Origin of the sequence: Haloarcula amylolytica JCM 13557, assembly GCF_000336615.1 — an archaeon.
Taxonomy (GTDB): Archaea; Halobacteriota; Halobacteria; order Halobacteriales; family Haloarculaceae; genus Haloarcula; species Haloarcula amylolytica.
The window spans coordinates 1-25,136 of sequence record NZ_AOLW01000035.1 but is presented as its reverse complement, the minus strand read 5'-3'; the positions used below and the strand labels follow the sequence as shown (position 1 = coordinate 25,136).

Annotated in this window: 19 protein-coding genes and 3 pseudogenes; 11 read left to right on the top strand and 11 right to left on the bottom strand. The window is 60.8% G+C overall.

Translation table 11 applies throughout. The annotated features are described in order from the left end of the window. Positions 1-6: 6 nt before the first annotated feature. Together C442_RS14080 and C442_RS14075 are read right to left on the bottom strand one after the other, a co-directional pair. Positions 7-1,020, bottom strand: a complete 1,014-nt coding sequence (locus C442_RS14080) for an NADP-dependent oxidoreductase (protein ID WP_049943038.1) — start codon at positions 1,018-1,020, stop codon at positions 7-9. 189 nt (positions 1,021-1,209) lie between these two features. After that, on the bottom strand, positions 1,210-3,435 hold the full coding sequence (locus tag C442_RS14075) for a CDC48 family AAA ATPase (protein WP_008311543.1): 2,226 nt from the start codon (positions 3,433-3,435) through the stop codon (positions 1,210-1,212). A 200-nt stretch (positions 3,436-3,635) separates the two neighbouring features. Between C442_RS14075 and C442_RS14070 the strand changes: the two genes are divergently transcribed. Continuing rightward, positions 3,636-4,052: a universal stress protein gene (locus C442_RS14070; protein WP_008311542.1), complete on the top strand. Its 417-nt coding sequence runs from the start codon at positions 3,636-3,638 to the stop codon at positions 4,050-4,052. Between the two features lie 75 nt (positions 4,053-4,127). Continuing rightward, positions 4,128-5,459: a nickel pincer cofactor biosynthesis protein LarC gene (gene larC / locus C442_RS14065; protein ID WP_008311541.1), complete on the top strand. Its 1,332-nt coding sequence runs from the start codon at positions 4,128-4,130 to the stop codon at positions 5,457-5,459. Here larC and C442_RS14060 read toward each other — a convergent pair. Then, a complete protein-coding gene (locus tag C442_RS14060; protein WP_049943037.1) occupies positions 5,456-6,265 on the bottom strand; it encodes a hypothetical protein in 810 nt (269 codons plus the stop codon). The genes larC and C442_RS14060 overlap by 4 nt on opposite strands. A 163-nt stretch (positions 6,266-6,428) precedes the next feature. On the opposite strand from C442_RS14060, the gene C442_RS14055 reads away from it, so the two are divergent. After that, positions 6,429-7,259, top strand: coding sequence for a hypothetical protein (locus C442_RS14055; protein ID WP_008311539.1), 831 nt, complete (start codon positions 6,429-6,431; stop codon positions 7,257-7,259). A gap of 54 nt (positions 7,260-7,313) precedes the next feature. Further along, positions 7,314-8,024 (top strand): DNA repair and recombination protein RadB, encoded by a 711-nt coding sequence (radB, locus tag C442_RS14050; RefSeq protein WP_008311538.1) that lies wholly within the window; start codon positions 7,314-7,316, stop codon positions 8,022-8,024. Positions 8,025-8,344: 320 nt separating this feature from the next. Here radB and phoU read toward each other — a convergent pair whose 3' ends face one another. The 7 genes from phoU to C442_RS14020 all read right to left on the bottom strand — a co-directional run bounded on the left by phoU (position 8,345) and on the right by C442_RS14020 (position 15,304). After that, complete coding sequence (phoU, locus tag C442_RS14045; protein WP_008311537.1) at positions 8,345-9,025, bottom strand: phosphate signaling complex protein PhoU; 681 nt, start codon at positions 9,023-9,025, stop codon at positions 8,345-8,347. A 126-nt stretch (positions 9,026-9,151) separates the two neighbouring features. Continuing rightward, on the bottom strand, positions 9,152-9,463 hold the full coding sequence (locus C442_RS14040) for a hypothetical protein (RefSeq protein ID WP_008311535.1): 312 nt from the start codon (positions 9,461-9,463) through the stop codon (positions 9,152-9,154). Between the two features lie 57 nt (positions 9,464-9,520). Then, positions 9,521-10,852, bottom strand: coding sequence for a Trk system potassium transporter TrkA (gene trkA, locus C442_RS14035; RefSeq protein ID WP_008311534.1), 1,332 nt, complete (start codon positions 10,850-10,852; stop codon positions 9,521-9,523). A 159-nt stretch (positions 10,853-11,011) separates the two neighbouring features. Then, positions 11,012-11,140: a hypothetical protein gene (locus tag C442_RS22925; RefSeq protein WP_004957274.1), complete on the bottom strand. Its 129-nt coding sequence runs from the start codon at positions 11,138-11,140 to the stop codon at positions 11,012-11,014. 397 nt (positions 11,141-11,537) lie between these two features. After that, the gene (locus C442_RS14030; RefSeq protein ID WP_049942999.1) at positions 11,538-12,251 is read right to left on the bottom strand and encodes a DUF7344 domain-containing protein; all 714 of its coding nucleotides are present in this window, start codon (positions 12,249-12,251) and stop codon (positions 11,538-11,540) included. 485 nt (positions 12,252-12,736) lie between these two features. Further along, positions 12,737-14,437: a helix-turn-helix transcriptional regulator gene (locus C442_RS14025; protein ID WP_008311525.1), complete on the bottom strand. Its 1,701-nt coding sequence runs from the start codon at positions 14,435-14,437 to the stop codon at positions 12,737-12,739. Positions 14,438-14,545: 108 nt separating this feature from the next. After that, positions 14,546-15,304 carry a helix-turn-helix domain-containing protein gene (locus tag C442_RS14020; protein ID WP_008311524.1) on the bottom strand — a complete coding sequence of 253 codons (759 nt, stop codon included), beginning with the start codon at positions 15,302-15,304 and terminating at the stop codon, positions 14,546-14,548. Positions 15,305-16,178: 874 nt separating this feature from the next. On the opposite strand from C442_RS14020, the gene C442_RS14015 reads away from it, so the two are divergent. From C442_RS14015 to C442_RS22235, 3 genes are all read left to right on the top strand, one after another. Beyond that, the gene (locus tag C442_RS14015; protein WP_008311523.1) at positions 16,179-17,594 is read left to right on the top strand and encodes a DUF4330 family protein; all 1,416 of its coding nucleotides are present in this window, start codon (positions 16,179-16,181) and stop codon (positions 17,592-17,594) included. A gap of 49 nt (positions 17,595-17,643) precedes the next feature. Next, positions 17,644-18,090 carry a hypothetical protein gene (locus C442_RS14010; protein WP_008311522.1) on the top strand — a complete coding sequence of 149 codons (447 nt, stop codon included), beginning with the start codon at positions 17,644-17,646 and terminating at the stop codon, positions 18,088-18,090. Positions 18,091-18,767: 677 nt separating this feature from the next. Then, complete coding sequence (locus C442_RS22235; RefSeq protein ID WP_152418468.1) at positions 18,768-19,025, top strand: hypothetical protein; 258 nt, start codon at positions 18,768-18,770, stop codon at positions 19,023-19,025. Positions 19,026-19,226: 201 nt separating this feature from the next. Here C442_RS22235 and C442_RS14000 read toward each other — a convergent pair whose 3' ends face one another. Further along, positions 19,227-20,426: an orc1/cdc6 family replication initiation protein gene (locus C442_RS14000; RefSeq protein ID WP_008311520.1), complete on the bottom strand. Its 1,200-nt coding sequence runs from the start codon at positions 20,424-20,426 to the stop codon at positions 19,227-19,229. Between the two features lie 608 nt (positions 20,427-21,034). Between C442_RS14000 and C442_RS13995 the strand changes: the two are divergent. The 4 genes and pseudogenes from C442_RS13995 to C442_RS13985 all read left to right on the top strand — a co-directional run. Then, positions 21,035-21,867, top strand: a pseudogene (locus C442_RS13995) (cell division control protein Cdc6); the annotation flags it as partial. Between the two features lie 889 nt (positions 21,868-22,756). Continuing rightward, positions 22,757-23,410: pseudogene (locus C442_RS13990) on the top strand (transposase). A gap of 437 nt (positions 23,411-23,847) precedes the next feature. Continuing rightward, positions 23,848-24,105, top strand: a pseudogene (locus C442_RS21010) (transposase); the annotation flags it as partial. 168 nt (positions 24,106-24,273) lie between these two features. Then, positions 24,274-25,104, top strand: coding sequence for an IS5 family transposase (locus tag C442_RS13985; protein WP_008311517.1), 831 nt, complete (start codon positions 24,274-24,276; stop codon positions 25,102-25,104). Positions 25,105-25,136: the final 32 nt, after the last annotated feature.

Here is a 25,136-nt window from a genome sequence, read left to right as displayed (position 1 = left end):
CTTTTTCTATCGCTCGGCGACCTGCACGAGCTGCTTGCCGATGTTCTCGCCCTCGAACAGCCCGAGGAACGCGTCGGGCGCGTTCTCGATGCCTTCGGTGACGGTTTCTCGGTAGGAGATGTCACCCGAGGCGACCCACTGACCGAGCTGCTTCGTCGCTTCCTCGAACCGCGGCTCGAAGTCGGAGACGAGAAGCCCTTCGACGGTCGCCCGGGACTGGATGACCTGGGTCAGCTTGCGCGGCCCCATCGGGACTTCCTCGCTGTTGTACAGCGAGATCTGTCCGCAGACGGCGACGCGCGCGTCGGTGTTGAGTCGCGTGAACACCGCGTCGGTAATCGGTCCGCCGACGTTGTCGAAGTAGGCGTCGACGCCGTCCGGCGCGGCCTCGTCCAGCGCGGCCCGATAATCGTCGGTCGTCTTGTAGTTGATCCCCTCGTCGAAGCCCAGCTCGTCTTCGAGGAACGAGACCTTCTCGTCGGAGCCGGCGAAGCCGACGACGCGTGCGCCCTGCAGCTTGGCGAGCTGACCCGCCACGGAGCCGACGGCCCCGGCAGCCCCGGTGACGACGAACGTGTCGCCGGCCGAGGGCTGTGCCACGTCTCGGGTGCCGAAGTACGCTGTCAGACCCGGCATCCCCAGAACGCCGAGTGCCGTCGAGATCGGTGCGAGTTCCGGATTGACCTCTGTCAGTACCGGTCCGGGTGCCGTGGCGTACTCCGCCCACTCTAGCTCGCCGGTGACGACGTCGCCCTCGTCAAACCGCGCACCGTTGGATTCGACGACCTCACCGACGACGGCACCCTTGAGCGCGTCGCCCACGTCCCACGGCTCCTCGTACGATTCGCTGTCACGCATCCGGTCGCGCATATACGGGTCCACAGAGAGGTACAACGTCTTGATGAGCACCTCGCCAGGCCCCGGTTCCGGGATCTCTTCCTCGGAAAGCTCGAACGTATCGTGGTCGGGGGTCCCTTCGGGCCGCTTTGCTAGCCTGTAAACGCGGTTAGTGTTCGACATCATCCCCTATACACTTGGGACCCGAAAGGGGGCTTCGAAAGGAGAAACAAACACCGGTTGTATAGTTTATCTAATAATTATCCACGGGTGTTGTGCGGCCGGCGGCAGGGGCATCGCTGATCGGGACTGTCGAAACCGTAAAGCGCGTTCGAACCGCAGCGAGAAACAGGAACTGAGAGCGACGGGGTGTTACTGGAAGCCGATCCGGCCGCCGGTTCCGGCCTGCCGCTGCGGGCTGGACCCGCCTCTGAACTCCTCTTCCATCTGCTCGTAGTACTCGCGGATGTCGTCGGTGATGGTCGGGCGCACGCTGTCCATCGCCTGTCGGAAGTGGCGCATCTCGACTTCCTCCGCGTCGTCGTCCTCGCGGAGAGCCTCAATGGCGGCTTCGCGGGCGATGGATTCGAGGTCCGAGCCGACGAACCCGTCGCTGACTTCGGCCAGTTCGCGCAGGCTCACGTCGGGCGACAGCGGCGTGTCGTCCGTGTGGATCTTCAGGATCTGCTCGCGGCCCTCGACGTCGGGCTCGCCGATCATCACCAGCCGGTCGAACCGGCCCGAGCGGATCAGCGCCGGGTCGATCATGTCCGGCCGGTTGGTCGCGCCGATGACCATCACGTCCTCCATCTCCTCCAGTCCGTCGAGTTCAGTCAGGAGCTGATTGACGACGCGTTCGGAGACGTTCGACCCCATCTCGCCGCCCCGACCCGGTGCGAGCGAGTCGAGTTCGTCGAAGAAGATGATGGTCGGGGCGACCTGCCGGGCCTTCCGGAACGTCTGCCGGATGGCCTTCTCGCTCTCGCCGACCCACTTGCTCAGCAGTTGCGGGCCACGGACCGAGATGAAGTTGGCGTCGGTCTCGTTGGCGACGGCTTTCGCCATGAGCGTCTTCCCGGTTCCGGGCGGGCCGTACAGCAACACTCCCGACGGCGGCGTCACGCCCATGCGCTCGAACTTCTCCGGGGAGTTCATCGGCCACTCGACGGCCTCCTGGACCTGCTCTTTGGGGCCGCTGAGGCCGCCGACGTTGTCCCAGGACATCTTCGGGAGTTCGACCAGCACCTCCCGCATCGCCGACGGACTCACCTCGTTGAGTGCGCCCTTGAAGTCGTCCCGTTTGATTATCATCCGGTCGATGAGACTCGGCGGGATGTCCTCCTCGTCTAAGTCGATCTCGGGGAGGTAGCGCCGGAGCGCCTTCATCGCGGCCTCCTTGGTCAGGCTCTCGATGTCGGCCCCGACGAAGCCGTGCGTGTCCGTCGCCAGCTTGGCGAGGTTCACGTCGTCGGACAGCGGCATGCCGCGGGTGTGGATCTGGAGGATCTCCTCGCGACCCACTTCGTCCGGCACGCCGATCTCGATCTCGCGGTCGAAGCGGCCCGGGCGGCGCAGCGCCGGGTCCACGCTGTCGACGCGGTTCGTCGCGGCGATGACGATGACCTGGCCCCGCGATTCGAGGCCGTCCATCATCGTCAGCAGCTGGGCGACGACCCGGCGCTCGACCTCGCCGGTCACGTCCTCGCGCTTGGGCGCGATGGAGTCCAGCTCGTCGATGAAGATGATCGAGGGCGATTCCTCGCTCGCGTCCTCGAATATCTCGCGTAACTGCTGTTCGGACTCGCCGTAGTACTTCGAGATGATCTCGGGACCGGCGATAGAGAAGAAACTGGCAGAGGTTTCGTTGGCGACAGCCTTCGCAAGCAGCGTCTTCCCGGTGCCGGGCGGCCCGTGGAGCAACACCCCCTGTGGCGGCTCGATGCCGAGCTTCTTGAAGATCTGGGGGTGTTTCATCGGCAGCTCGACCATCTCTCGCACCCGCTGGATCTCGTTCTGGAGGCCGCCGATGTCCTCGTAGGTGATGCCGCCGCCAGTCTTCTCGAAGCCGGAGATCGGCTCCTCGCGGAGTTCCACTTCGGTATCTTCGGTGATGAGACAGACGCCCTCGGGCTCAGTCTCGACCGCGATGAGCGGGATGGCCTGGCCCGGCGAGCGCATGAACGGGTGGTTCGTCGAGGACATCACCGGGACGATGTCGCGCTCGACGACCGGCCGTTTCAAAATCTGCCGTTTGACCATGCCGGCGGCGTCGGAGCCGAACTGGACCGAGGCCTCCTCGGGCGGCGCGAGGACGAGCTTGTCGGCCTTCTCGGCCTCGGCCTTCCGGATGGTGACGCGCTCGCCGATGCCCACGTCGGCGTTCTGGCGCGTGAAGCCGTCGATGCGGACGGTGTCGGTGTTCCAGTCCTGCCGGTCGGCCCGCCACACCTTGGCCGCGGTCGTGTCGCTCCCTTCAATCTCGATGATATCGCCGGGAGAGAGCTTGAGGTGCAACAACGTGTCGGGATCGAGTCTGGCGATACCGCGCCCCGAGTCGTTCGGGTACGCTTTCGCCACTTCCAATTGGACTTCGTTCATAGTAGAGCCTGCTTACAACGAACTCGGGTAGCCCCGGAGATATGCTTTATGCTACCGGCGGGCAAGACGCCCGGCGACGGGTTTATATGACACCTAATAACACACCGCACAGCAGGGGCTAATACCCTCCGGCTTGAGTGGCGGTAACACAGGCTGCCGCCATCGCCGCGTTTCATAAGGCTGGACGCGATAGCGCCGGTATGGTATTTCTCGTTCCCTTCGACGGGTCACCGCTCGCAGACGCCGCGCTCGACCGTGCCGTTTCCTACGCCGCGGCCCTCGACGAGGGCGTCGTCGCCGTCGCGTTCATCCCGACCGGGGCCGACTACGCCGAGCGACGCCGTCGCGTCGACCCGACCGAGGACTTCGCCGCCGAAACTGCCGCGGACGACCTCCGGCGCAAAATCGAGGAGGCGACCGACGACTCCGAACTCCGGTACGACGACGTGAGCGCCCACTCCACCAGCGAACTGTCGACGACGATCAGACAGACTGCCCGCGACGTCGACGCCAGCGTCGTGTTCCTCGGCAGCGACGACACGGAGGACATCGTCGTCCCTATCGGCGAGGTCACGGACGGCGAGGCCTACGACGTCCATATCGTCCGACGGACCTGAGCGGTCCAGCGACCTGACACGCTGGGTGGAATCGTAGTATGAGGGCTTTTACTCGCGGGGCGCGACGCCCCGTGTATGCGAACACTCGCTTTCGACGGCCGGATGGGCGCAGCCGGCGATATGCTTCTGGGGGCGCTACTGGCTGCCGGGGCCGACCGCGAAGCCCTATCACCGGTCGAGGACGCACTCGCTATCGAGTACGCCGTCTCCGAAGTGGACCGATGCGGCATCGCCGCCACGCGCGTCGAGGTACTGCTGACCGACGCCGAGACCGATAGCGACGGGTCTCACGACAACTCCGGAGGCGACGCCGGGCATTCACACGAACATACGCACGGCGATGGCCACGACCACCCGCACAGCCATTCTCACGAACACACGCACGACGACGGCCACGACCACACCCCCGCTGAGGGCCACGGCCCGAGCCGAACGTACGCCGAGGTCGTCGAACTCGTCGAGGAGATGGACCTCCCGAAGGCCGTCAGAACGGACGCGCTGGCGATATTCGAGATACTCGGCGAGGCCGAGGCGTCGGTCCACGGGACGGACCTCGACGACACGCACTTCCACGAGGTCGGGGCCGACGACGCCATCGCCGACATCGTCGGGGCTTGCCTCCTGCTCGATGACCTCGACGCCGAGCGGGTCGTGACGACGCCGCTGGCGACGGGCGGCGGGAGCGTGGAGATGAGCCACGGCACCTACCCGGTCCCGACTCCCGCGGTAGTCGAGATCGCCGAGCGGGCCGACTGGTCGCTGCAAGGCGGCCCTATCGACAGGGAACTCCTGACGCCGACCGGCGCGGCGATTCTCGCCCACGTCGCGGACGGCACCGAGTCGCTGCCGTCGCTCGACATCGACGCGTCGGGCTACGGCGCTGGCGGGTGGGACCTCGACGACCGCCCCAACGTCCTGCGGGCGATGGTCGGCGACGGCGCGGGGCGGCTCCGTCGCGACGAAATCACGGTCCTCGAAACGAACGTCGACGACGTCCCGCCCGAGGTGCTCGGCGACCTCCAGCGCTCGCTTGCAGAGGTCGGCGCACGCGACGTGTCGATAGTGCCGACGACGATGAAGAAGTCCCGGCCCGGCCACATCGTCAAAGTCATCTGCAGACCGGAAGACGCTGAGCGGGTCGCGCGTCGCCTCGCTGAAGCGACCGGGACGCTCGGCGTACGCGAGTCCGGGGCCGGCCACCGCTGGGTCGCCGACCGGGAGTACGAGACGGTTGTGGTCTCCGTCGACGGCGAGGAGTTCGAGGTCACGGTCAAGATCGCAAGCGACACCGACGGCACGGTGTTCGACGTGAGCACGGAGTACGACGACGCCGCGGCCGTCGCGGACGCGACCGGCCTTCCCGTTCGTGAAGTGATGCAACGGGCCGAGCGGATGGTTTCGCGTTAACCGCTCTCGTTGGCTGTTTCGTCTTCTGAATGGGCCGCTTCCTCACCGCTTTTCGCCTCGCTCCCGCCGGCCGGGCTATCGCTGTCGTGTTCGGCCAGCGCCTCCTCGACGGTGAGCGCGCCGGTCGCGACCTGCCGGGCGAGGTCCTCGCTGATGGCCCGGTTCGTGTCGCTTTCCTCCCGCGAGCGGTCCTTGATCTTCTGGAGTTCCCCGGCCGTGGGCTCGATGGTTCGGCTCTCGATTTCCGCGCCGTCGAGGCGGGCGATGTTGACCGCGGCCAGCACGTCGCCCATCCCGCGCGCCCCGGAGCCGAGGTACGGCGTCGTCCCCGTTTCGTCAACCAGCTCCACCGGCACGGACTGGATGTCATCGATGATGCGCGCGCCGACGAGCCGCGCGCCGTCGCCGATGCGAACGACTGGATTGACAGCGTCTTCGACCTCCTCGCGGACGATTTCGCCGGCCTCAGCCGCGGGCACCTGAAACGCTGCGACGACCATGTCGCCGTGGAGAATCGCGACGCCCGGTCGCTCGCCGGGGTCGATACCGATGACGGTGCGACCGTCGCCACCGCGGAGTGTCGAAATAACGGCTTCGACGGCCCGCCGCGGCGCGTCCGGGTCCGCCTGTACGACATCCACACCGTGGGGGATTTCGACCGACTCCCCCGCCGCGATGACCGCGACGTCCGCCCCTTCTGGCCACTCGTCGCCCGGTTCGATAGTCGTGAACGCTACGCCGCGGTCGCGTAGCTCGTTCACGACGCCGTGGTACACTTCGAAATCCTCGGTGGCGACGACAATCACGGCCGGATTTCGGACGCCGATCACTTACAGATGTGGGAGTCCGGTGGTCCATATCTGTGTTTCAGATAGTTATGAGAAGGATAAGGATGCAGTTAGATAGAGGCCGTCTGTGCATCTACTACGTTTGATAGATTTTTTATGACAGGTGGCTGGACTGTTAGTGATGCGTTCGGCGGCCAGTACCGACCGGGGGGAGACGGAGTCCGACCCGCTGTTCGGCGGAGTCAGCGGCGCCTATCTGGGCTCGATGCTGGTACCGCCAGTCATACCGCTCATCGAGCGTGTCGGCGTCACCGAAGCCGGGACGCAATATCTGGCGCTGATCGGAACCGTTGGCCTCGTGACTACCGTGACGGGCTGGGTACTCTCCAGTCGACCACCAGTGGCCGTTACACTCGGCGCGACTCGCGCACGCTGGCTTCCGTCGGCGATTGCGTTCGCGTACGCCGTCATCGGCTTCGCGTCACTTGAGACGACTGGCGTCGTCGGCGTGCTGGCGTTCTTCCTCGGCCTGCTGGCCTTTCTACTCGGAGGCGCTATCGCAGTCATGGCACAGACGCGGTACACCGCCGCGGTCACCGCCGGCACGGAGGAGGTGACTCGCTGGCGGGCGAGCTGGCCCGAGTCCGCGCGGCGGCGGCGGTTGTACGTCGGCGGGGCCGTTGTCGGCGTCGCGGCCGTCGGCGTCGCAGTCGGTGCGGTGTTCGATCTCGCCCTGCTCCAGTACACCGGTCAGGTGCTGTTCCCGTCCGGGTTCGTTCTCCTCCCGACGGGCGGGACCCGAACCGCCGTCGCGACTGAGCGCGGTCTGGAAATCAGGCTTCCGGTGGCGAGGTGGTTCTACGCTTGGAACGAACTGGAATCCTACGACCTCGACTCCGAATCGCTCGTTATCACCCGCAGATGGGGATCAGACCTGCGGTTTGCGACGGCTGACATCGACGACGTGTCGCTCGTCGAGTGGACGCTGGCCGAGCGGCTTTCGGACGACTGACAGCAGCCCAATCAGGTACCAGCGTTTTTATCCGAACCTGCCCAACCCTTGCTCGTGAGCGAGTACGTCCCGACCGGGTGTGATGCAATCGACGACCTCCTGGGTGGTGGGCTGGAGCGCGGCGCGGTCACGCAGGTGTACGGCCCGCCAGCGGCCGGGAAGACTAACTTCGCCCTCTCGGCGGTGATGGAAGTCGCCGCCGCAGGCGACGCGGCGCTGTACATCGACACTGAGGGCCTCTCGGCCGACCGCATGGAGCAGGTCGCCAAAGGTCGCGCACGCGGGACGGCCCAGACGGTGGACGACCTCGCTGGCCGACTCATCATCACCGAGGCGCTGGACTACGACGAGCAGGCCGAGGCTGTCCAGGACGCCGCCGAGTTCGCCGCCGAGGTCGAACTCATCGTGCTGGACAGCGCAACCGGGTTCTATCGGCTCCGCCGGGACGACGAGGACGGCGGCGAGACGCTGCGGGACGTGGCCCGCCAAATAACCCATCTGCTCTCGCTGGCCCGCAAACACGACATCGCCGTCCTGTACACGAACCAGGTGTTCACTGACCCGGACAGCGACCGCTCGACGGCGCTGGGCGGCCATACCCTCAATCACTGGTCGGGCGCAATCGTCCGCCTGGATCGGTTCCGCGGCGGCAACCGCCGCGCCACCCTGGAGAAACACCGCGCCAAACCGGCCGGCGACACGGCCCAGTTCCGTATCACCGATGCAGGACTCGTGGGCGACGACACACCCGAGACGCCGAAGTAGGCTTTTCGTCGAGAAGCGTTGCTGTCAGGCGCGCGCCGTCGCGGCGACGGCCGCGTCGCAAGCGCGAGGGACGAGTCGCACAGGCGAGCGGAGCGAGCCGAGCAACGCAGTCGGCTGGGGAGGCGTGTGGCTGTCGCGGTTTTGTGGCTGGTGTCGGTACTCGAACGCATACCGCGCGAGCGGAGCGAGCGCGGTTTCACTCCGAGCGCGCTCGCAGAGCGCGACTCGGAGGTCGTTTTTAGCGTAGATTTTTGCGAACCCACTCCCCGCAGCGCGCTCTCTGAGCGCGCGAGGAGAGGGGGTGACGTAAAAAGGTACTCTCAGTAGATGAGGTCGTCGTCGTTCTCGACCATGTACAGCGTCCGCGCGGCGATGTTGACAGCGTGGTCCCCGACCCGCTCGATGTCCCGAATCGTCAGCAGGAGGCGGGACACGTCGGCCATCAGCTGCTCGATTTCTTCCTCGCTGGAGTCGGCGTCGATCTCACGCTCGATGAGGTCGCGCACGACCGTCTCGGAGGCGGCCTCACAGCGCTCGTCGACCTCGTCGTCGATGTCGGCGATAGCGTAGCACTGGTCGGCGTTCTCGTCGCCGTAGGCCTCCATGGCGTTTTCGACCATCTCGATCGTCACATCGGCGACGTCCTGAATGTCGACCTCGGGGTACACGTCGCGTTCAGCAGTGAGCGAGTACTCGCCGAGGTTCGTGGCGAGGTCGCCGATGCGTTCGAGGTCAGTGATGATCTTGAACGACGCGGCGATGAAGCGGAGGTCGGACGCGACCGGCTGTTGCAGCGCCAGCAGGTCGATACAGTCCTGTTCGAGGTCGAGATACAGCTGATTGATCTCGTGGTCGCCTTCGATGACCTCCCGGGCCATCTCCTCGTCTTTCTGTTCGAGCGCATCCAGACCGAGCCGGAGCCGCTCGAGAACGATCTCTGACATATAGAGGACGTCCTCGCGGAGCGAGTTCAGTCTCTCCTGATAGGAATCGCGTGGCATAGTCCGGAATGTGCTGGTTGTATGCATCAGCCTTTCCCTTCTCCCAATATCTCCCGATACCGACCGGCGCGACGGTAGCAGCGGGCGTACTATGCAGGGACAGGCATGCTCGACAGCGAAAACCGCCTACTGTGACACTGCCTCGGTGTCGTTACGGGGATGAACGTCCAGCGTCGTCGCGTCGCTGAGTGCCGTTCCGCCCTCGACGCGCTCGACGCGCAACACCACGTCCTGTGGCGTTGCACAACCACAGCTCACGAACTCGTCCCACTCATCGCCAACAGCCACTGGGCCGCCGTGGGCGCGTCGGAGGTACTGTTGGTAGGTGTCCCCGCGGAGTTCGTCGGCTATCCACTCGGTGTCGACGCCGGACCACGGGTTCCCATCGGCGGTGCTGGGGGCAAACGAGAGCACGAGACGGTCCGCAACGGGAGCCATACACTGGCTGAGGCGGGAGACAGGCTTAGTCCCTTGGGAGCGCCCTCTTCGGCGCGGCTACAGTTTGTCGTTGACCGCTTCCAAGCAGTGGGCGTCGACGAACACCACGACGTGATCGCCGGGTTCGATGACGGTGTCACCACGGGGGATGACCAGTTCGCCGCCGCGGCTGATGGCCCCGATGACCACGCCGGTCGGCAGTTCCTGCACCGATTCCTGGATCGGCCGCCCGGCGAGGACGCTGTCGGCGGAGATCTCGATTTCCAGCACCTCGGCGCGGTCGGATTCGATGATGGCGACCTTCGTCGCGTCGTACTCCCGGGTGAACCGCGTGATCTCCTCGGCGGTCGTCTCGCGGGGATTGACGGCCACGTCGACGCCGACGGCCTCGAACAGGTCGACGTACTCGCCGGAGTTGACGACGGCGACGGTTCGCTCCGCACCGAGTCGCTTGGCCAGCAGCGTCACCAGAAGGTTCTTTTCGTCGCTGTCGAGCGTCGCAACCACGGCGTCGGCGTCTGAGACGTGTTCGCGCTCGAGGAACTCGCTATCCGTTGCATCACTCTCAAGCACGGTGGTCCCCTGCAGGTCCTCCGCGAGTTCGCGTGCCCTATCGTGGTTCTTTTCGATAAGCCGGGGCTTGATCCCTCGATCCTGAAGCAGTCGCGCAGTGTGATAGCCGACGTCGCTCCCGCCGACGATGAGGACGTTCTGGGTTGTCTTTGACTCCGGCGCGATTTCAGTCGCGAACAGACGCACGCTCTCGCGGCTGCCGATGACGACGAGATCGTCACCGGCTTTGATCACCGTCTCCCCGCGCGGGATAATGACTTCGTCGTCGCGCAGTACGGCAGCGAAGGTCAGAGATTCGTAGCGGTCAGCCTCCGCGACGGTCAGGTCCGTGATAGGACTGGATTCGCGAACCTCGAACTCCCCCATCTGGACCTGTCCGTCAACGAACGTTTCGACATCGCGCGCGCCGGGGAGCCCGATGACACGGGCGATGTTTTCCGCAGTGAGCAGGTTCGTCGCAACCATGTGGTCCACACCGAAGGCCCCCTCTGACTTCTCCCAGGTCCGGAGGAACTTCGCGCTCTTGACGCGGGAAATGGTGAACGGATCAGCCGCCGTTACTGCCGTCCCACAGGTGACGATGTTCGTCTCGTCGTCGTCGGTACTGGCGATGAGAACGTCGGCTTTCTCGATACCGGCCTCCGCGAGCGTGTCGAGTTCCGCGCCATCCCCTTCGACGCCGAGGACGTCGGCCTCGTACATCAGGGCCTCCACGCGGTCAGGGTCGATATCTACGACGGCGACTTCGTGGCTTTCGGCGAGGCTCTCGGCGATGTTCGAACCGACCTCGCCCGCGCCGACGATTACGATATACACGGCTGCGCCTCCGCCTGATACATGTGCATCAGCTTTCCACCGATGGGTGAAGTGTATTTTCATCCGGCCGGCGGGCCAACCCCATCGGGGCGGCCGGGCTATCGAACCCGGCGATGAACGAGGGCTGATTCATCGGTGAAGATGTAACCTTCGAGCCGCTTACGGCTCATCTCGGAGCGGCACGTCTAACCAGGGACAGAGGGCTGACCGACGTTGGAACCGTTCGACTGAATCGAACGACTCTTTCGTCTCTTCGATCGCCTTTCGCATACTGGCGTAGTCGGTCATACACACTTCATCTGTCGCCCCACCGTTTGATTATATGCTTCTTTACGCCTGCTATCTACCCGGTAGACGCGTACTTCTGTCGGTCGCTCGCGCCGATCCGTTCGTCGAACCGACCGCAGCAACTGTGACGCGATAGCTACACAGACTCTTGTCTAGGGTTCTGGCCAACGCGTAGCGGACACTTGGCGGACCGTTCGCTTAGTAGCAGGTGACTACTCTCCCGTCGCTAGTCGGCGTGACTGCCACTCACCGTCACGCTGGCAGCTTAGTGACTATTTGTAGACGTGGCTGTGGACGCGAGTACGAGAAGATGGACTGCACTAGATCCGACTGTCGGCAGCAAGCGTTATCGCCCTCCGGATGTGCCACTGTGTCACGCATCTCTCCAGTACGTAGCTTATTTCTCCGTATCGAGAGCGGCCCGCAGACGGTCAGCAAGTGACTGTGGTGCCGACAGTGAGAGCCGATGGCTCATCGCCAGTGCTACAAACACCACGCTCACGACGAGCGCGACGGCGATGCCCGGCACTGTGACCCCGCTAAGTGCGAGTCCGCCGACGGTAATCAGTGTGGCACACGCGGTCCCGAGATACCGACCTGACCACCGCTCATCGGCCGAGGTGTGAGCACCTGTCCGGTCGTGATCGATGACGGACTCAGTCGACGGCGTCGACTCCGCGTCCGGCGTCGACAGGAGCGATGGTTCCTCGTCGAGATACCCGTCGAAGGAGTCCGCGAGTGCGGTCGCTTCGACGAGTCCGCGGTCCTGATTGTAGTTGATGACGCCTGCGTCGTCCATCTTCGGGAGGTGGGACTGGTACAGCGCGATGTAGACGCGCTGACGCTGTTTCGAGCGGAGCGAATCGACCGTCGTGTCGTGTTCCAGCGCCGCGATGTGTTCTGCGATGTCGCTCATATCGGCCGGCTCGTCGCCGGGGTGTTCGTGGAGGTACTTGAGGACCAGGCGGCGGCGACGACACTGGAGGACGTGGAAGAGGTCGTCGCGGGTGAGTTCGTCGCCCGATGTGGACTCCGAAGACGACGACTCCTCTGTCGCGGACTCCTCGGCCTCAGTTGTCGTGGGGTCGGAAGTCGTTTCAGCTATGGACATGTTCGCTCGTTCCTTTTCCAGCAACCGACATATACCGGGTCGACTGTTCCGCCGATTGCGACTGTTTCACCGATTTAACGGGTCGATAATGGCCGACTTACCCGGGGCCAACGTGCAATAAAACAGCGTTCTGAAGTGCCTACACCTATTTGCTGGGGGTTTCGGGTCAAGAACTCTGTTCCACGGCTGTTTCACACAGCATACTAAATTGTTTCATCACTACGACGGCAAATAATGTCTACAAATACACATATGTGCAGTTGCGGTAGGCGTTGTTTCTCGGGCTAATTCTGCTGTTTGTCGGCCATAGAAGGATCAGAGGGCGAAAGTTACCGTTTCTATGTGCCTGTCGGCTATCGGTGTGGCTTCAGTTACGACTGTCGTGACAGTGGCGAATAGTTTCACTTGGTGGAGACACACCCGCAAAACGCCGGTAGCGAACAGTGATGCCACTATCGACCCGGCTATCCGAGCCGTGAGCCAGTTTATCCGCCGGGCGTCGGTGGCTTGATATCGCCCGCGTGTGGCGAGTTCGCGGCTGCGGGTTTCGCCCGCTCCAGACAGATGAGGTTCTCCCGGCCGAGACGGATCTTGACGACCTCGTCGTCGTCGACCATCCGCGAAAGGAGGCGGCTGACCTTCGCTTTCGACCAGTCCGTCGCCTCGACGATGTCGGTCTGATGCATACGGCCGTTCTCGACTTGCAGCATCAGTTTCACGAGCCGCGCGTCAGGGGTGAGTTCCCAGTCGGCTTGCTCGAAGGCCTCAGCCGCGGTGTCCGCGTCGATATCTGTACGGTCAGCTCCGGCCACTCTGTCCGTCGCCTCGATTTCACGGTTGACCTCGATAATCTCTCGGTCCAGTTCGAGGCGGCGATAGATGTACAGTCTGGCCGCCACGGAAAGCTCCGTGACCCAGCCACGCCTGATCGCCGCGATTGCCACCCCGGTCCCAATGAGGAACCCAAGAAGCGAACTCGTCACCCAGACTGGCGTCAGCATGCTGTTCGGATTTGTTCCCCAGGCGACTTCCTGGCGATCGGTCAGGAAGTCACCGTCCGAATCGGCCGCGAGCGGGTCCGTTCCGAGGTCCGAAACCTCGCGCCCGTCGCTGAGACCATCGCCGTCCGTATCAGCGGTGGTCGGGGACGTGCCAGCCGCCAGTTCCTTTCCGTCGTCGAGGCCGTCGTCGTCCGTATCGCTCTCGGTAGGTGCGGTGCCCGTTTCGATTTCTGTCCCGTCTGTTACCCCATCTCCGTCAGTGTCCGCGACTGTCGGGTCCGTGCCTATGGCCAGCTCTCGCCCGTCGGCGACCTCATCGGCGTCAGTGTCAGCCTGTACTGGGTTCGTGCCAATCTCCAGCTCCCGACCGTCGAGAACACCGTCGTCGTCCGTGTCTGCGTCGGTCGGGTCGGTCTTGCCGGACGCCTCTCGCTGGTCGGACAGCCCATCGCCGTCAGTATCGGCGACGGTCGGATTCGTCCCAAGTGACAGTTCGCGCTCGTCCGACAGCCCGTCGCCGTCCGTGTCGCTCTGTCGCGGGTCAGTACCCTGTTGAAGCTCAGTCCTGTCGGCGACACCGTCTTCGTCAGTGTCTGCGGCCGCTGGGTCCGTCCCGTGCTGGTGGACTTCCGCACCGTCCGTCAGCCCGTCGCCGTCAGTGTCAGCATCAGTGAGATTTGTCCCCTGAGAGACCTCGTTGCTGTTGTTGAGCCCGTCGTCGTCAGTATCACCGGCACGCTGAATCGGCTGTAGAGACACCGACTGCCGATCTAGCGTGGTGTTAGAGCTCGTGTTGGAGAGCGAGATAGAGAGATCATCGAGCCCCGCCGCTCCGGGGGTTGTGAGGGCTGCGGTCCCGTTCGGGCCGACCGACGTACAGGCCGACCCGTTCGCACGCGCACAGACTGAGAGGTTTTCATGCGGCGAACTGACGGTCACTGCGATCCGATACCCGCTGACCCGCTCGCCGTCTATCCGTTCCCAGACGAACGCGGTTCCGTTCGGCCTGTCCGCAGCAGCCTGTGTGGGCTCGACCGACTGTATCGCCGGCGCTGTTTCGTTGCCCGCCGCTGTGTATTCAGCATACTGCCCGGCGTCCGCTGCGGTAGCGACACCAACGGAGACAGACGCGACTGTCAAGAGGAGGAGTAAAGCGCAGATCCCGCTCACGATCCGGTGTCTCATACAGTACGAGTGTCACAGCGGGACAATATCCTTTTTGGCATATAGTCTCCTTGTCACTTCGAGCCACACCTGATACTTCAATGATGGTTTCCGCTGCGTCCCAACTACTTACTCATCGGATAATCCGAGCTCCGACCCAACGACCTGATCCATCCCCCGCCGAATCCGCTGTGACATCGCCGATGGCGAAATGTCGAGTTTGTCCGCCAGCTCAGCCTGTGAGATGCCACGGGGCACGTCGAAGTACCCCTCTCTGTGTGCCGTTTCGAGCGCGACTTGCTGGTCTGCGGTCAGTCCGCATACGCCGGCGTTTGCCTCCCCAGAGGTCCAGTACAGTCGATCAAGTCGAAACGTGATATTCCGTTCAGAGCACTCAGATCGGAACTGCGACAGTGCTGCTCGCGACCGAAACTGCGCCTGTACCTGCCACTGTCCACCCGTTCCTTCGATGTCGAGCACCCGTCCACCGGCGCGGACGAGCGAGGGTGTGAGTCGGACGGCGCTGTCGGCCACCTTAACCCGATAGACGCGGTTCGTCTCCGTCCAGTCTAACACGACGGGCTCGCATACCGTGCTGTCTCCCTCCAGTTCTGTTTCGAACTGGTCAAGACCCTCACCGACGGCCTCTATCACCAGAAAACTCGACGTCCCGTCGTCGACCATCTGTTCCGGACGGACTGTTATGTCCGGACTGCTCTCGACTGCCTCCGTCAGAACCAGCTCCGGATGACTCAGACACAGATCGACACCGAGGCTTTTCTCCCGTGGTGACCCATCCGTCTCCGATGGGCTTGCCGGCCCGTATCCAGCACCATCGACTGGCTGGTCTGCCTCGGTTGCCGACCCCTGGTCGCCGGTGTTGCGCATGTGGACACCAGACGAATCGGGCACAAGGACATTATCACTATACAGATAGTGTCTGAAAATCGAGGGGCTATACTAATAGCCACTCTGTGGGTCCGGTGTTTGATCACTTTTCAAGACAGAACAGTATCTTCCAATAACAGGTTTCGCCGGGACAACTCAAACTGAATGAAATAAGTCCTACTTCACGGTGGTTCCGGACTGGCTTTGAGTAGGGTACTGTCCCACGAAATCAGCCGTATTGGCCGGTCAGATACGGCATACACCAGCTGGGTCATCCACCAACCTAGTCAGGCGCGACAGCGGTCATTCATCTTGTTCTGGTGGTGTTGACGTGGGGTGGACACCCGCAGATTGACAAAGGACGGTGTTCGGTCGGTTTGTCGGTCTCAGCTGGTCTATTCCAACCTTGCAAGTCATACGAAACGGAGGGGTCGGTGCAGTCAAGCAGTTGGGTACCAGTTGCTATACTTGCAACTTCGCTGCGTTGACTGGCCGCAGCCGGGGCAACGTTCTCAATCCATTGGAATGTATAGACGATTATGGGCGACCCAGCGTGTTACCGCGACTACTGTCCTGCATGTGACGCGCAGGTAACGATTACTGACGGTGAGTGTCCGGACTGTGGCACGAGCTTAGAGTCGTCGGGTCGTAGAACCGATTGAGATGTCACTCGTCGTGGGGAGCCCGTAGTTCAGTTGGAGCGAGACCTGAATGATTGTGACGACTAACCACACTCGGTCCGGGAGATGGGGGATCAGTCAGAGCGGAATCTTGACTGAGGGACTGTACTTACTTAGAGAAGTGCAAATTGAGAGGGGCACAGTCATAGTAGTACAACGAAACAGCCAAACCACTCCGAAAAAATGCCTACAGTATGGCAGATAGTCGTTCGTCGGCCCTCCTCGACGAGGATGGAAACCTCTTCGGCCTCGTCAACGTCGTCGATGCACTGGCCGCCCTGCTCGTCATTGCGGTCGTTGTGGCAGGCGCCGCACTTGTCCTCCAACCGGAGCCAGAGCCACCTGCTCCGAACACAACCAACGTCACTCTCGATCTCGGGACACAACCTGAATACATCGTCACAGAAATCACCGAGGGAGACACGTACAGTCCAAACGGTAATTCGGAGCTCACGATCACAGACGTCCATCTGACACCGCAGGGTAACCAGACACGTGTCATCTTACGCGCTACGCTTCAGGGACCGCCTGACGGGGACAGTCTCACATATGCGAATGCGCCCCCGCGCCTCGGGCGACCGCTGACCATCGCGACGAGTCGATACGAAGTAGACGGTCAGATCCGTGCAGTGGGTGGTGACAACAGTTTCACTCAGGAAGACACGACGGTGGTTCTCAGAGACACCATGGCCACCGCCGAAGCGCGAGACGTCACTCCCGGTGATGAGATCCGACTCAGCGGACGCACTGTCGCGACTATCGAAGACGTAGCTGCATACACAACCGAGAATTCAACCGAACAGACCGTCTTCGTCGAAGCAGAACTCGACACACACAGACAGCAGTCTGACCGTCGGTTCGGCGGCACACAGATGCGGCGCGGGCAGACGGTCACGCTCCCGGCCGAAGACTACACCTTCGACGGTCGCATTGAAAAGGTGGATAGCGGCCTCCAGCCAACGACTACTGATGTGCTCCTGGAAACAACCGTCGATGCAGAAACGGCTGGCCGTATCGCTGCCGGCGACGTCACTACCGTCGCCGGGTACGAGGCAGCCGAAGTACGAACGGTCACCACGTACGCGACCCAGAACCCCGACCGCAAACGCGCGCTCGTGGGGCTCTCGTTGGCCACTCTGGAAAACGCCGGTCGTCAGCAGTTCGGTAGCGCCGCCGTCCAGCGTGGGAACAACATCACTATTTCGACCGAAAGCTACGAACTCTCCGGCACCATCGAACGTGTTGGCGCACTCGAACCCCGTGGAACGCTCACCAATCGGACGGTAACCCTGCGAATGACCGACATGCGTGCGGACATGGCGGATGCGATCGAACCCGGCATGACCGAGACCAGTGGTGGCGAAACAATCGCTCGCGTCAGCCGCGTCAACACCGAGCCATCTGTCATCATCACGACGGGCGATAACGGCACGGTAAACGTCGCTGATCATCCGTACTTGCGTGATATCACCATCACGACTGAACTCCGGGTCCGCGAGTCGACAAGCGGTGTCCAGTTCAAAGGCGAGTCTCTCCAGCAGGGCTCGACAGTTGTGATCAATCTGGGGACAATCACTATTGAAGCGACGGTCGTGAGTGTTGGGCTCTGAACAACATCATAAACGGTATGGTAGATCACTCAAACCAGTATGTAATCGGATGTCCGAGGAATCCGGGTCGCTAAACCCTGACACTGTCGGAGAGAAAATCAGCGCGATTAGCGACGGGTCACAGGTCATCAGCACCGGGCGAGCGATCGGCACTCGTGTAAGTGAGTTCGTTCAGGAATCGTATTGCTATCGCTGGCTCACGAAGGAACCTGATCCAGACATCATCGTTATCGATCTTCGGGAGACGTACACTGTCGGTCCGTTTCTTACGCTGCTGGATACGCTTATTCCACATATTGAAGACGCTTGGAATCAGTCGCGTGTGGAGTCTGCCGCGAGCCGAGTGTTTGAACGGCTTTGTGAGGAGGTGTTCGACCCGCTTGCCGAGACGCGTGGCTACGAACTCGCAGTCTCGGTCTTGGCACCACCGGAGCCTCCGGAACGAGAACGCACCGTAGCGGATGATCCGGAGCCTGACGAAGACGAACCGTCCTGACTTTCCAGAATCTCTCTTTCCGCCCGATCCACGTCGCCTGCCACAGTTGCGACGTTTAGTTACGATTACGAATGATGCTCGTAGCCTATACGAACGCATTTTCCCCTCGCTACACACTCGCTTCGCTCGGTCCCTGGGCAAGGAAATTCCGCGTTACCGCATGAGTTGAACCGCGGGTTCACGGCGCGGCTGTGTCCGTGTCGCCAGCCTCTGGATCAAGCGGGAGAGTGATGACCAGTTCGTCGAACCAGACGACCGAGCGCTTACTCTGGCCGTCTTCCTCGAAGCCGCCGACGATAAGACGACACGTATTTGCAAAGAGAAACTCGGATATCTCGCCGCAAACCGTATTCTGGTCAGGGTCGGGAGGATAAAGAAAAACTGCCTATCGACGGCCGCCGAGGCCGTTACCGGATGCATATCTCCCGGACGTACACAGCCTTCTATACGATTGCAGAAGATGAGACAGAGGTTCGTGTGCTCGAAATGCTCCCGATTGACGAAGCCCACGACCGCTACAGATTCTGAGACTACTCTGATTCTATAACAGGACTATGACCACAAGCGGCTTGTGTACGAACCGTACTGACCGTTTATCGGATACAGATAGAATATTCGGACGGTATTCAGCCGCGTGGCGGAGCGGCGCATGGAAAATCTTCCTGGTGTCACGAACCATGTCTGAAAACGAATGTACGCTCGGTGACGACCCGGGCACAGACGGCACAGCAACTGACCATGCATCGACCGGCGAATCGCTTGAGATTCGGTATAGAGACCGCAGTGGGGTGTGGCGACGGTTGCAGTTCGACCCGCGCCCGGACGGACCTGGGTGGGACCGGCATGAGGAAGAATGGACGGGCTGTCACTGGCGGCCCGTCGGCCGTGCGGTGGTGACGGACCTGTGGTGGCAGACCAGCGTGGGTGGACAGTGACGTAGTCGGCAGCGATAGCGGCGTAGTTCTGCATATAGAAGCAGGTGGAAGAGACACACCTCGTTTCGTCTGTCTTGGAGGGTGCCCAGACAGTGCGACTCTCACCAGATTTGCTTTCGATATCTCCGCCGCGATCAGGGAGTGTGAGAAAACGAAACCGGAAATGAGAGAGGACGTTTCGTCTGTCTTCGCGCCGAGGTCTCACGGGGCGCGTTCCGCTTCGATCTCGGCTCTGATGTCGAGGACGATCTCGGGATCGAGATCGAGGCCATACTCGTAGTACCGGCCGCCGCTCTCGCCACGATTCCGATCGGTTCGATGGAGAAATCCGAGCATATGGAGGTCCGAGAGATGGTTTTGAATACTCTTGAGCGTCGTGAGCGGTTCCACGGCGTGTGAGTCCGCGACGCGCTCGTATCGGGTCTTGATCGTCTTCGAACGGGCCAGTGTCTCCTCCTGTTGCTCGAGATACGCGAGCGTTTCGAGAAGTAGCTGGGCGTGCTGGGTCTGATCGCGGATCCGATTTCGCAACCGACCGCGTTGAACGAGTTCCTGGGCCGCAACGATATGCGAATCGTCAACGCTATCAGCCTCCTGCTTTTTCGCCACCTCACCACCGACCCTGAGGAGATCGATCGCTTGTCGAGCGTTTCCCCGGTCTTTCGCCGCGATCGCTGCTGCTCGCGCGACCGCTGAGTCGTCACAGGCGCCGTCGGCAAACGCGTGATCGGCGCGGTTGGCGAGTATTGTTCGGAGTTCACTGGCGTCGTACGGGCTGAACGAAATCTCAGCTTCCATCAAGGTGTCTTTGACCTTTGGCGAGAGACCTTGTCGAAATCTGTAGTTGTTGCTGATCCCGATGACGCCGATCTTCGACTCCGTGATGTGGCCGATCGAGCGTGCCCTGGGGAGTTCGTACAGGAGCGTGTCGGCGTCGCCGAGATGATCAATCTCATCGAACACGATAAGGTGTGTCCCGCCTTGCCGGTCGAGTTGCGCGTACAGTTCCTCAAACGCATCGGCTGTACTGAGCCCTCGTTTTGGGAAGTCACTCGCAGTCTCCGGGAGCAGTTCGTTGACGAGCGCTCGGACAACCGAGTAGACTGTTTTTCCGTTACAGTTCAACTCGTGGACGAACAGGTCGTCGGCGTCGGGGCGCTCTTCGGCTTCAATTTGAAGCGCTTCCATCATGTATGTCGTCACCGCAGTTTTCCCGAGTCCCGCCCTCCCATAGAGCATGATGTTCTGTGGCGTCCGGCCGAAGAGGACGTCCTCAAGCGCGTGGCGATACTCATCGATTTCCTCGTCACGCTCAAGGATCTGATCAGGTTGGTAGTCTTCGGAGAGAACCTCCTTTGCAGTAAAGAGAGAGCGTTCGACGTCGCTAAACGGTCCGGACATATGTCTATTTGCCATGAGTTATCGATTATATATAAAACCTGCTTTTGTTTGTCTCGTTTGTCTTGGTCTATTACTAGTCATTGGTCGCCCCTCAGCTATCGAACTGCTGCCTATAGTCGGGCGTCAAGAGACAAACGAAATCTCCTCTCTGAAGGAGAGGCTGAGTGGTACCGTGGAGTACCCAGCGTCGCAGTCGAAGACAAACGAAACGTACTCTCTCCCGTTCCGAGGGCGGCTCTTTCCAGACAGAGCAGGCTGAGTGCTTCACGATTGTCTGAAAGACGGGTTCTTTTGGGCTGACAAGACATCGCGAACCATGTGACTCCGAGGAGGTTCATCAATGGTCAGCACACTGGAGCGGGGTCGTCAAGAGACGGGCTATGGACTTCCTCCGAGGATTACACCGGAAGAGTCGAGACAGACGAAACGTACTCTCTCACCCTGGATCAGATGGTATCGCCGAAGTCGTCGCAGATAGCTTCAGGTGTTCTGCGGCCCACCTCCGACCCAGATACAGTCGTCCCTGCCTCGGGTCAGAAGTGCCGACTCGGCGACCGCTTCGATAGCCGGCTGAAGGGGCTCATGAAAAAAGTTGGTGAGAACCTGCACAGCAGGGCCTCGGGACTGGAGACCCGTTCGACAAGCTATACAGACAGTTCGATCGCATCGGCGGAACGTACCTTGTCGTGTTCGACGAAATCGACCACCTGGAAGATGCGAATACGCTGCTGTACAGAGCTACCACGCGCACGAGCAAACGGTCACATCACGGACGCGAAGGTCGGGGTGATCGGGATCAGCAATGACTACACGTTTCGGCGAACGCTATCGCCGAAGGTCAAGGATACGTTGATGGAAACCGAGATTTCCTTCAGCCCGTACGATGCTGGGGAACTGCGAACGATTCTGGAGCACCGAGCGGAACGAGCCTTCGTGGATGAGGCATGTGACCTATCGGCGATCGCAAATGCGGCCGCGCTGGCCGCACAAGATATGGGGAACGCACGGCAGGCGCTCGATCTGCTCCGTGTCGGAGCAGAGCTAGCCGAACGGAACGGTGAGACGTCTGTCATGGACGATCATATTGAGGCCGCACGGGAGCAGGTACAGCGCGGTCGGCTGGAGGACAAGATCCGGGACCAAACCGAACACGCACAGTACATCTTAGAAGCGATTGCGAACTTGCAGACCCAGGATGAGGTCCCGGCACGGTCGAAAGAGCTCCAACAAACGTACGAGCAAGTCGCCGACTCACACGCCGCCTCGCCGCTGTCTACCCTGAAGAGCATTCAGGATCACCTTTCGGACCTCCATATGCTTGGGTTTCTCTGTCGCCACGATCAAGGGACTGAGTAGTGGACAGTATTACGAGTACGAACTTGATCTCGACCCGAAAATCGTCTTGGAGGCCCGGACAGAAATGGCCATACATAGCGAGTGAAAGCATACGAAACGGACTCTCACTCTCACCGAACTGCTCCCAAGTGGATGCGAGCCGAAAAGCACACGAAATCGACTCTCTTTCTGGGCGAGTTCATAGGGGCCGGCAGCGTCGAGAGAGTTCTCTCCAAGGGCGCACATGACAGCACGGGGACGCTGGATTGGGGCGTCTCCTGGCCTATCTCGTCGATACGGACGCCATGATACCTGCCCCTAGAATCGGTTCGGCGATCTCACCGACAAAGTTATTTCAGTCTGCGAGGCGAGCGTTCACGGCACAGAGCACACATCGCTCCTCAAGATCTTAGCCGCAATCGCGCACCCATAGCCGCCTAGAAGTAGCTTGCTCACGATCCAATACGGCTCAGTCCGGGCGTCGTGAAGAAGGGATTGCCATCACATTCGGACCGTGGCGACATGGGTCATGCCGATAACCCTGTAGTGAAGAAAATTGGAGACAAAATAACGGCTTATTAGTAGTTGATAAAATAAAGAAGTATAGACATTTGGCAGTTCTATCCGAACATCTGGCGCATCATCGTCTTATTGTGATAATAGTTTGAATATAGACCTAAGAATTGCCGGTATTGGCGAACTCTTGAAACCTGTTATGAGATCAGTCTGTGGCGCGTAACAATAAACCGTATGTTGAGAGCGACAGAGCCGATAACTCCGAATTATTACGGCACGGCAGTGGCCGTGTCGTCAGCCTCTGGATCGAACGGGAGGTTGATGACGAGTTTGTCGAACCAGACGACCGGACGCTTACTTTGACCGTCTTCCTCAAAGAATATAATATGCCTTGTTTTGCCACTGATTGACGGCAGCTTCAGACCCTCTCACAGAAAGATTCCGTCAGACTAACCGGGAAATGGACGCCGTCTGACGATATGGCATCGCCCAGACGGCTCGCACGGATGTGTCGAAATCTTGCCAAACAGCACGTTGACGATCCGGACGTACCCGCCGCGCCGGACGGTGCGGACGGGTACGCCAAGTGGGTACAGATCGCGTTAATTCTGTACCGAGTCGAACTGGTTAAGAGTCTCCGCGAGACGGGAGATTACCTCAACGAGATGCCCGGTGTTCTTGCTGTATTCGATCTCGACGAGGCACCCCACTATAGCTCGCTCTGCCGATGGGAACAAGAGTACCGGATACGTGAACTCCGCCGCCTGCTCCGCGCTTCGCCGGAGCAGGCGGACTGGAGTGGTGAAGCTACAATTGACGCAATCGGCTTCCAACGCGATCAAACCAGCTACCACTACCGCGACCGCGCGAACTACTCGTGGAGCGACCTCCGCGAGGAGTGTCGCTCCAACTCAACGCGACCGTTGATCAAGCACAGGGAGCAGACACTGTTGTAGAAGGCTCACAACGCCCGAATGAACGATGACTACAACCAGCGCTGGATGAGTGAAACCGGCTTCTCGCAGCTGAAGGAAGACGACGGCGAGAAGCTCCGCTCCCGGAGCTGGCACGGCCAGTTCCGGGAGCTGACACGAAAGTGTATCGTCCATAACCTGACGCAGGCGGCGAGTTAGGGCTCGCCGCCTGCTCCCCTTCTCCGGACGTACCCGGGAGAGGCATCGCCGTCGTCGGAAACAATGGAGCAAGATGATATAGTTTTGACCCTTCAGCAGACACCGTGAGTGGCGGCTACTGCATCTTCTGAGTTCAAAAACTCGCCTCTGGCGCTGTGAAACTGTAGAAAATTGACCCTATCCCAACGCTGTCTTGCGTTCAACAAGGCATTCGGCGTGCTACGTTAGGAGAAGACAGTGGTCTTTGAGAAGGTGTTCAACGGATACAAGTCCCAGATATACTCAGAGATAGATAATTGACACACTCCTGACACCCAAATGGCCTCTGCTGCTGCCGATACGCTAATCGCTCTTGCGTAGGAGATTGTGGATACTGTTGAGCAGTAGCTCTGGAGTCGAAGAGGACAAGGGCACCGCGGCAGCGGTGCCCGACACGAATGATTCCGCTAGATGTGTTTGGTTCGGAATCGGTCGCAGCGGACCTGTTGGAGCAGGTTCGCTGGCGTGACGGTGTTACCTGTCCTCGCTGCCGTTCTGACCGGACGGTCAGAAACGGCAGCTACAGAGAGTTTCAACGGTATCTCTGTAAGAATTGCGACCGCACGTTCAACGACAAAACGGGCACGATTTTTGCTCACTCGAAGGTTGCACTCCGGCGGTGGTTGTTCTCGATCTACGCGTTTCTACGCTTTAACAGGCTCTGTTGAATCACTAGACAGCGTCGGGATAGGTCGCTAAATCAAAGGAGTTGAAGCGGGATGATTCGGTTGCCTATGACACAAATCNGGCTCTGTTGAATCACTAGACAGCGTCGGGATAGGTCGCTAAATCAAAGGAGTTGAAGCGGGATGATTCGGTTGCCTATGACACAAATCTCCCGCTTCACTGGTGAGATTGTGCCGATTGCTCAAGTTGTTACCGGTGATGGAGACGAATCCGCCGCCCCGGAAGGTGGCGGCGGATTCGCCGACTATGCCCTTGTTTCCCTCCATTGTCTGCGGATTTACCTTGATGCGTCCTACCGAATGACGATTGACCTGCTCAAAGAGATGCCACAAATAACCGGGGAGGTCGGCCTTGAAGCGGCCGATCTCCCCTCTCCATCCACGTTGTGTAAGGCATTCGACCGGATCGAAATGAGCATCTGTCGAGTGTTGCTGCGCCAGTCGGCGCAGCTACACGACCCATCGAAACACGCTGCAATCGATGCCACGTTCTACGAACGCTCAGCAGCGAGCCGCCACTACTGCCAGCGAATCAGTTACCGCGTGCAGAAGCTGAAAGTCGCGAAACTCGTCGATACAGACTCCCAAGCGATCCTTGACGTACACTGCTCGACGACTCGGGAGGGAAGTGACGCAGACCTCGCTGAGCAGATCGCCCGCCGGAACGCGGGCGATCTGCGGTCTCTGGCGGCCGATAAAGGCTATGACAAGCAAGCGCTCCGCAAAGCACTCCGTGAACTCGGCATCAGACCGCTCATCAAGCACCGCATCTTCGCTCCTTACGACCACGCTCACAACGCCAGGATCGACAAACAACGCTACAATCAGCGCTCTATGACTGAAACCGTCAATTCGGCTGTGAAGCGCTCGCTCGGCTTCGCCGTGCGAGCGCGTTCCTGGTTCCGTGAATTCCGAGAAATTGCTCTGATGTGTGTCGTCTACAACATCAAACGTGCCGTCAAACAGTGAATTCCATCGCCTTATGGCGATTCAACACAGCC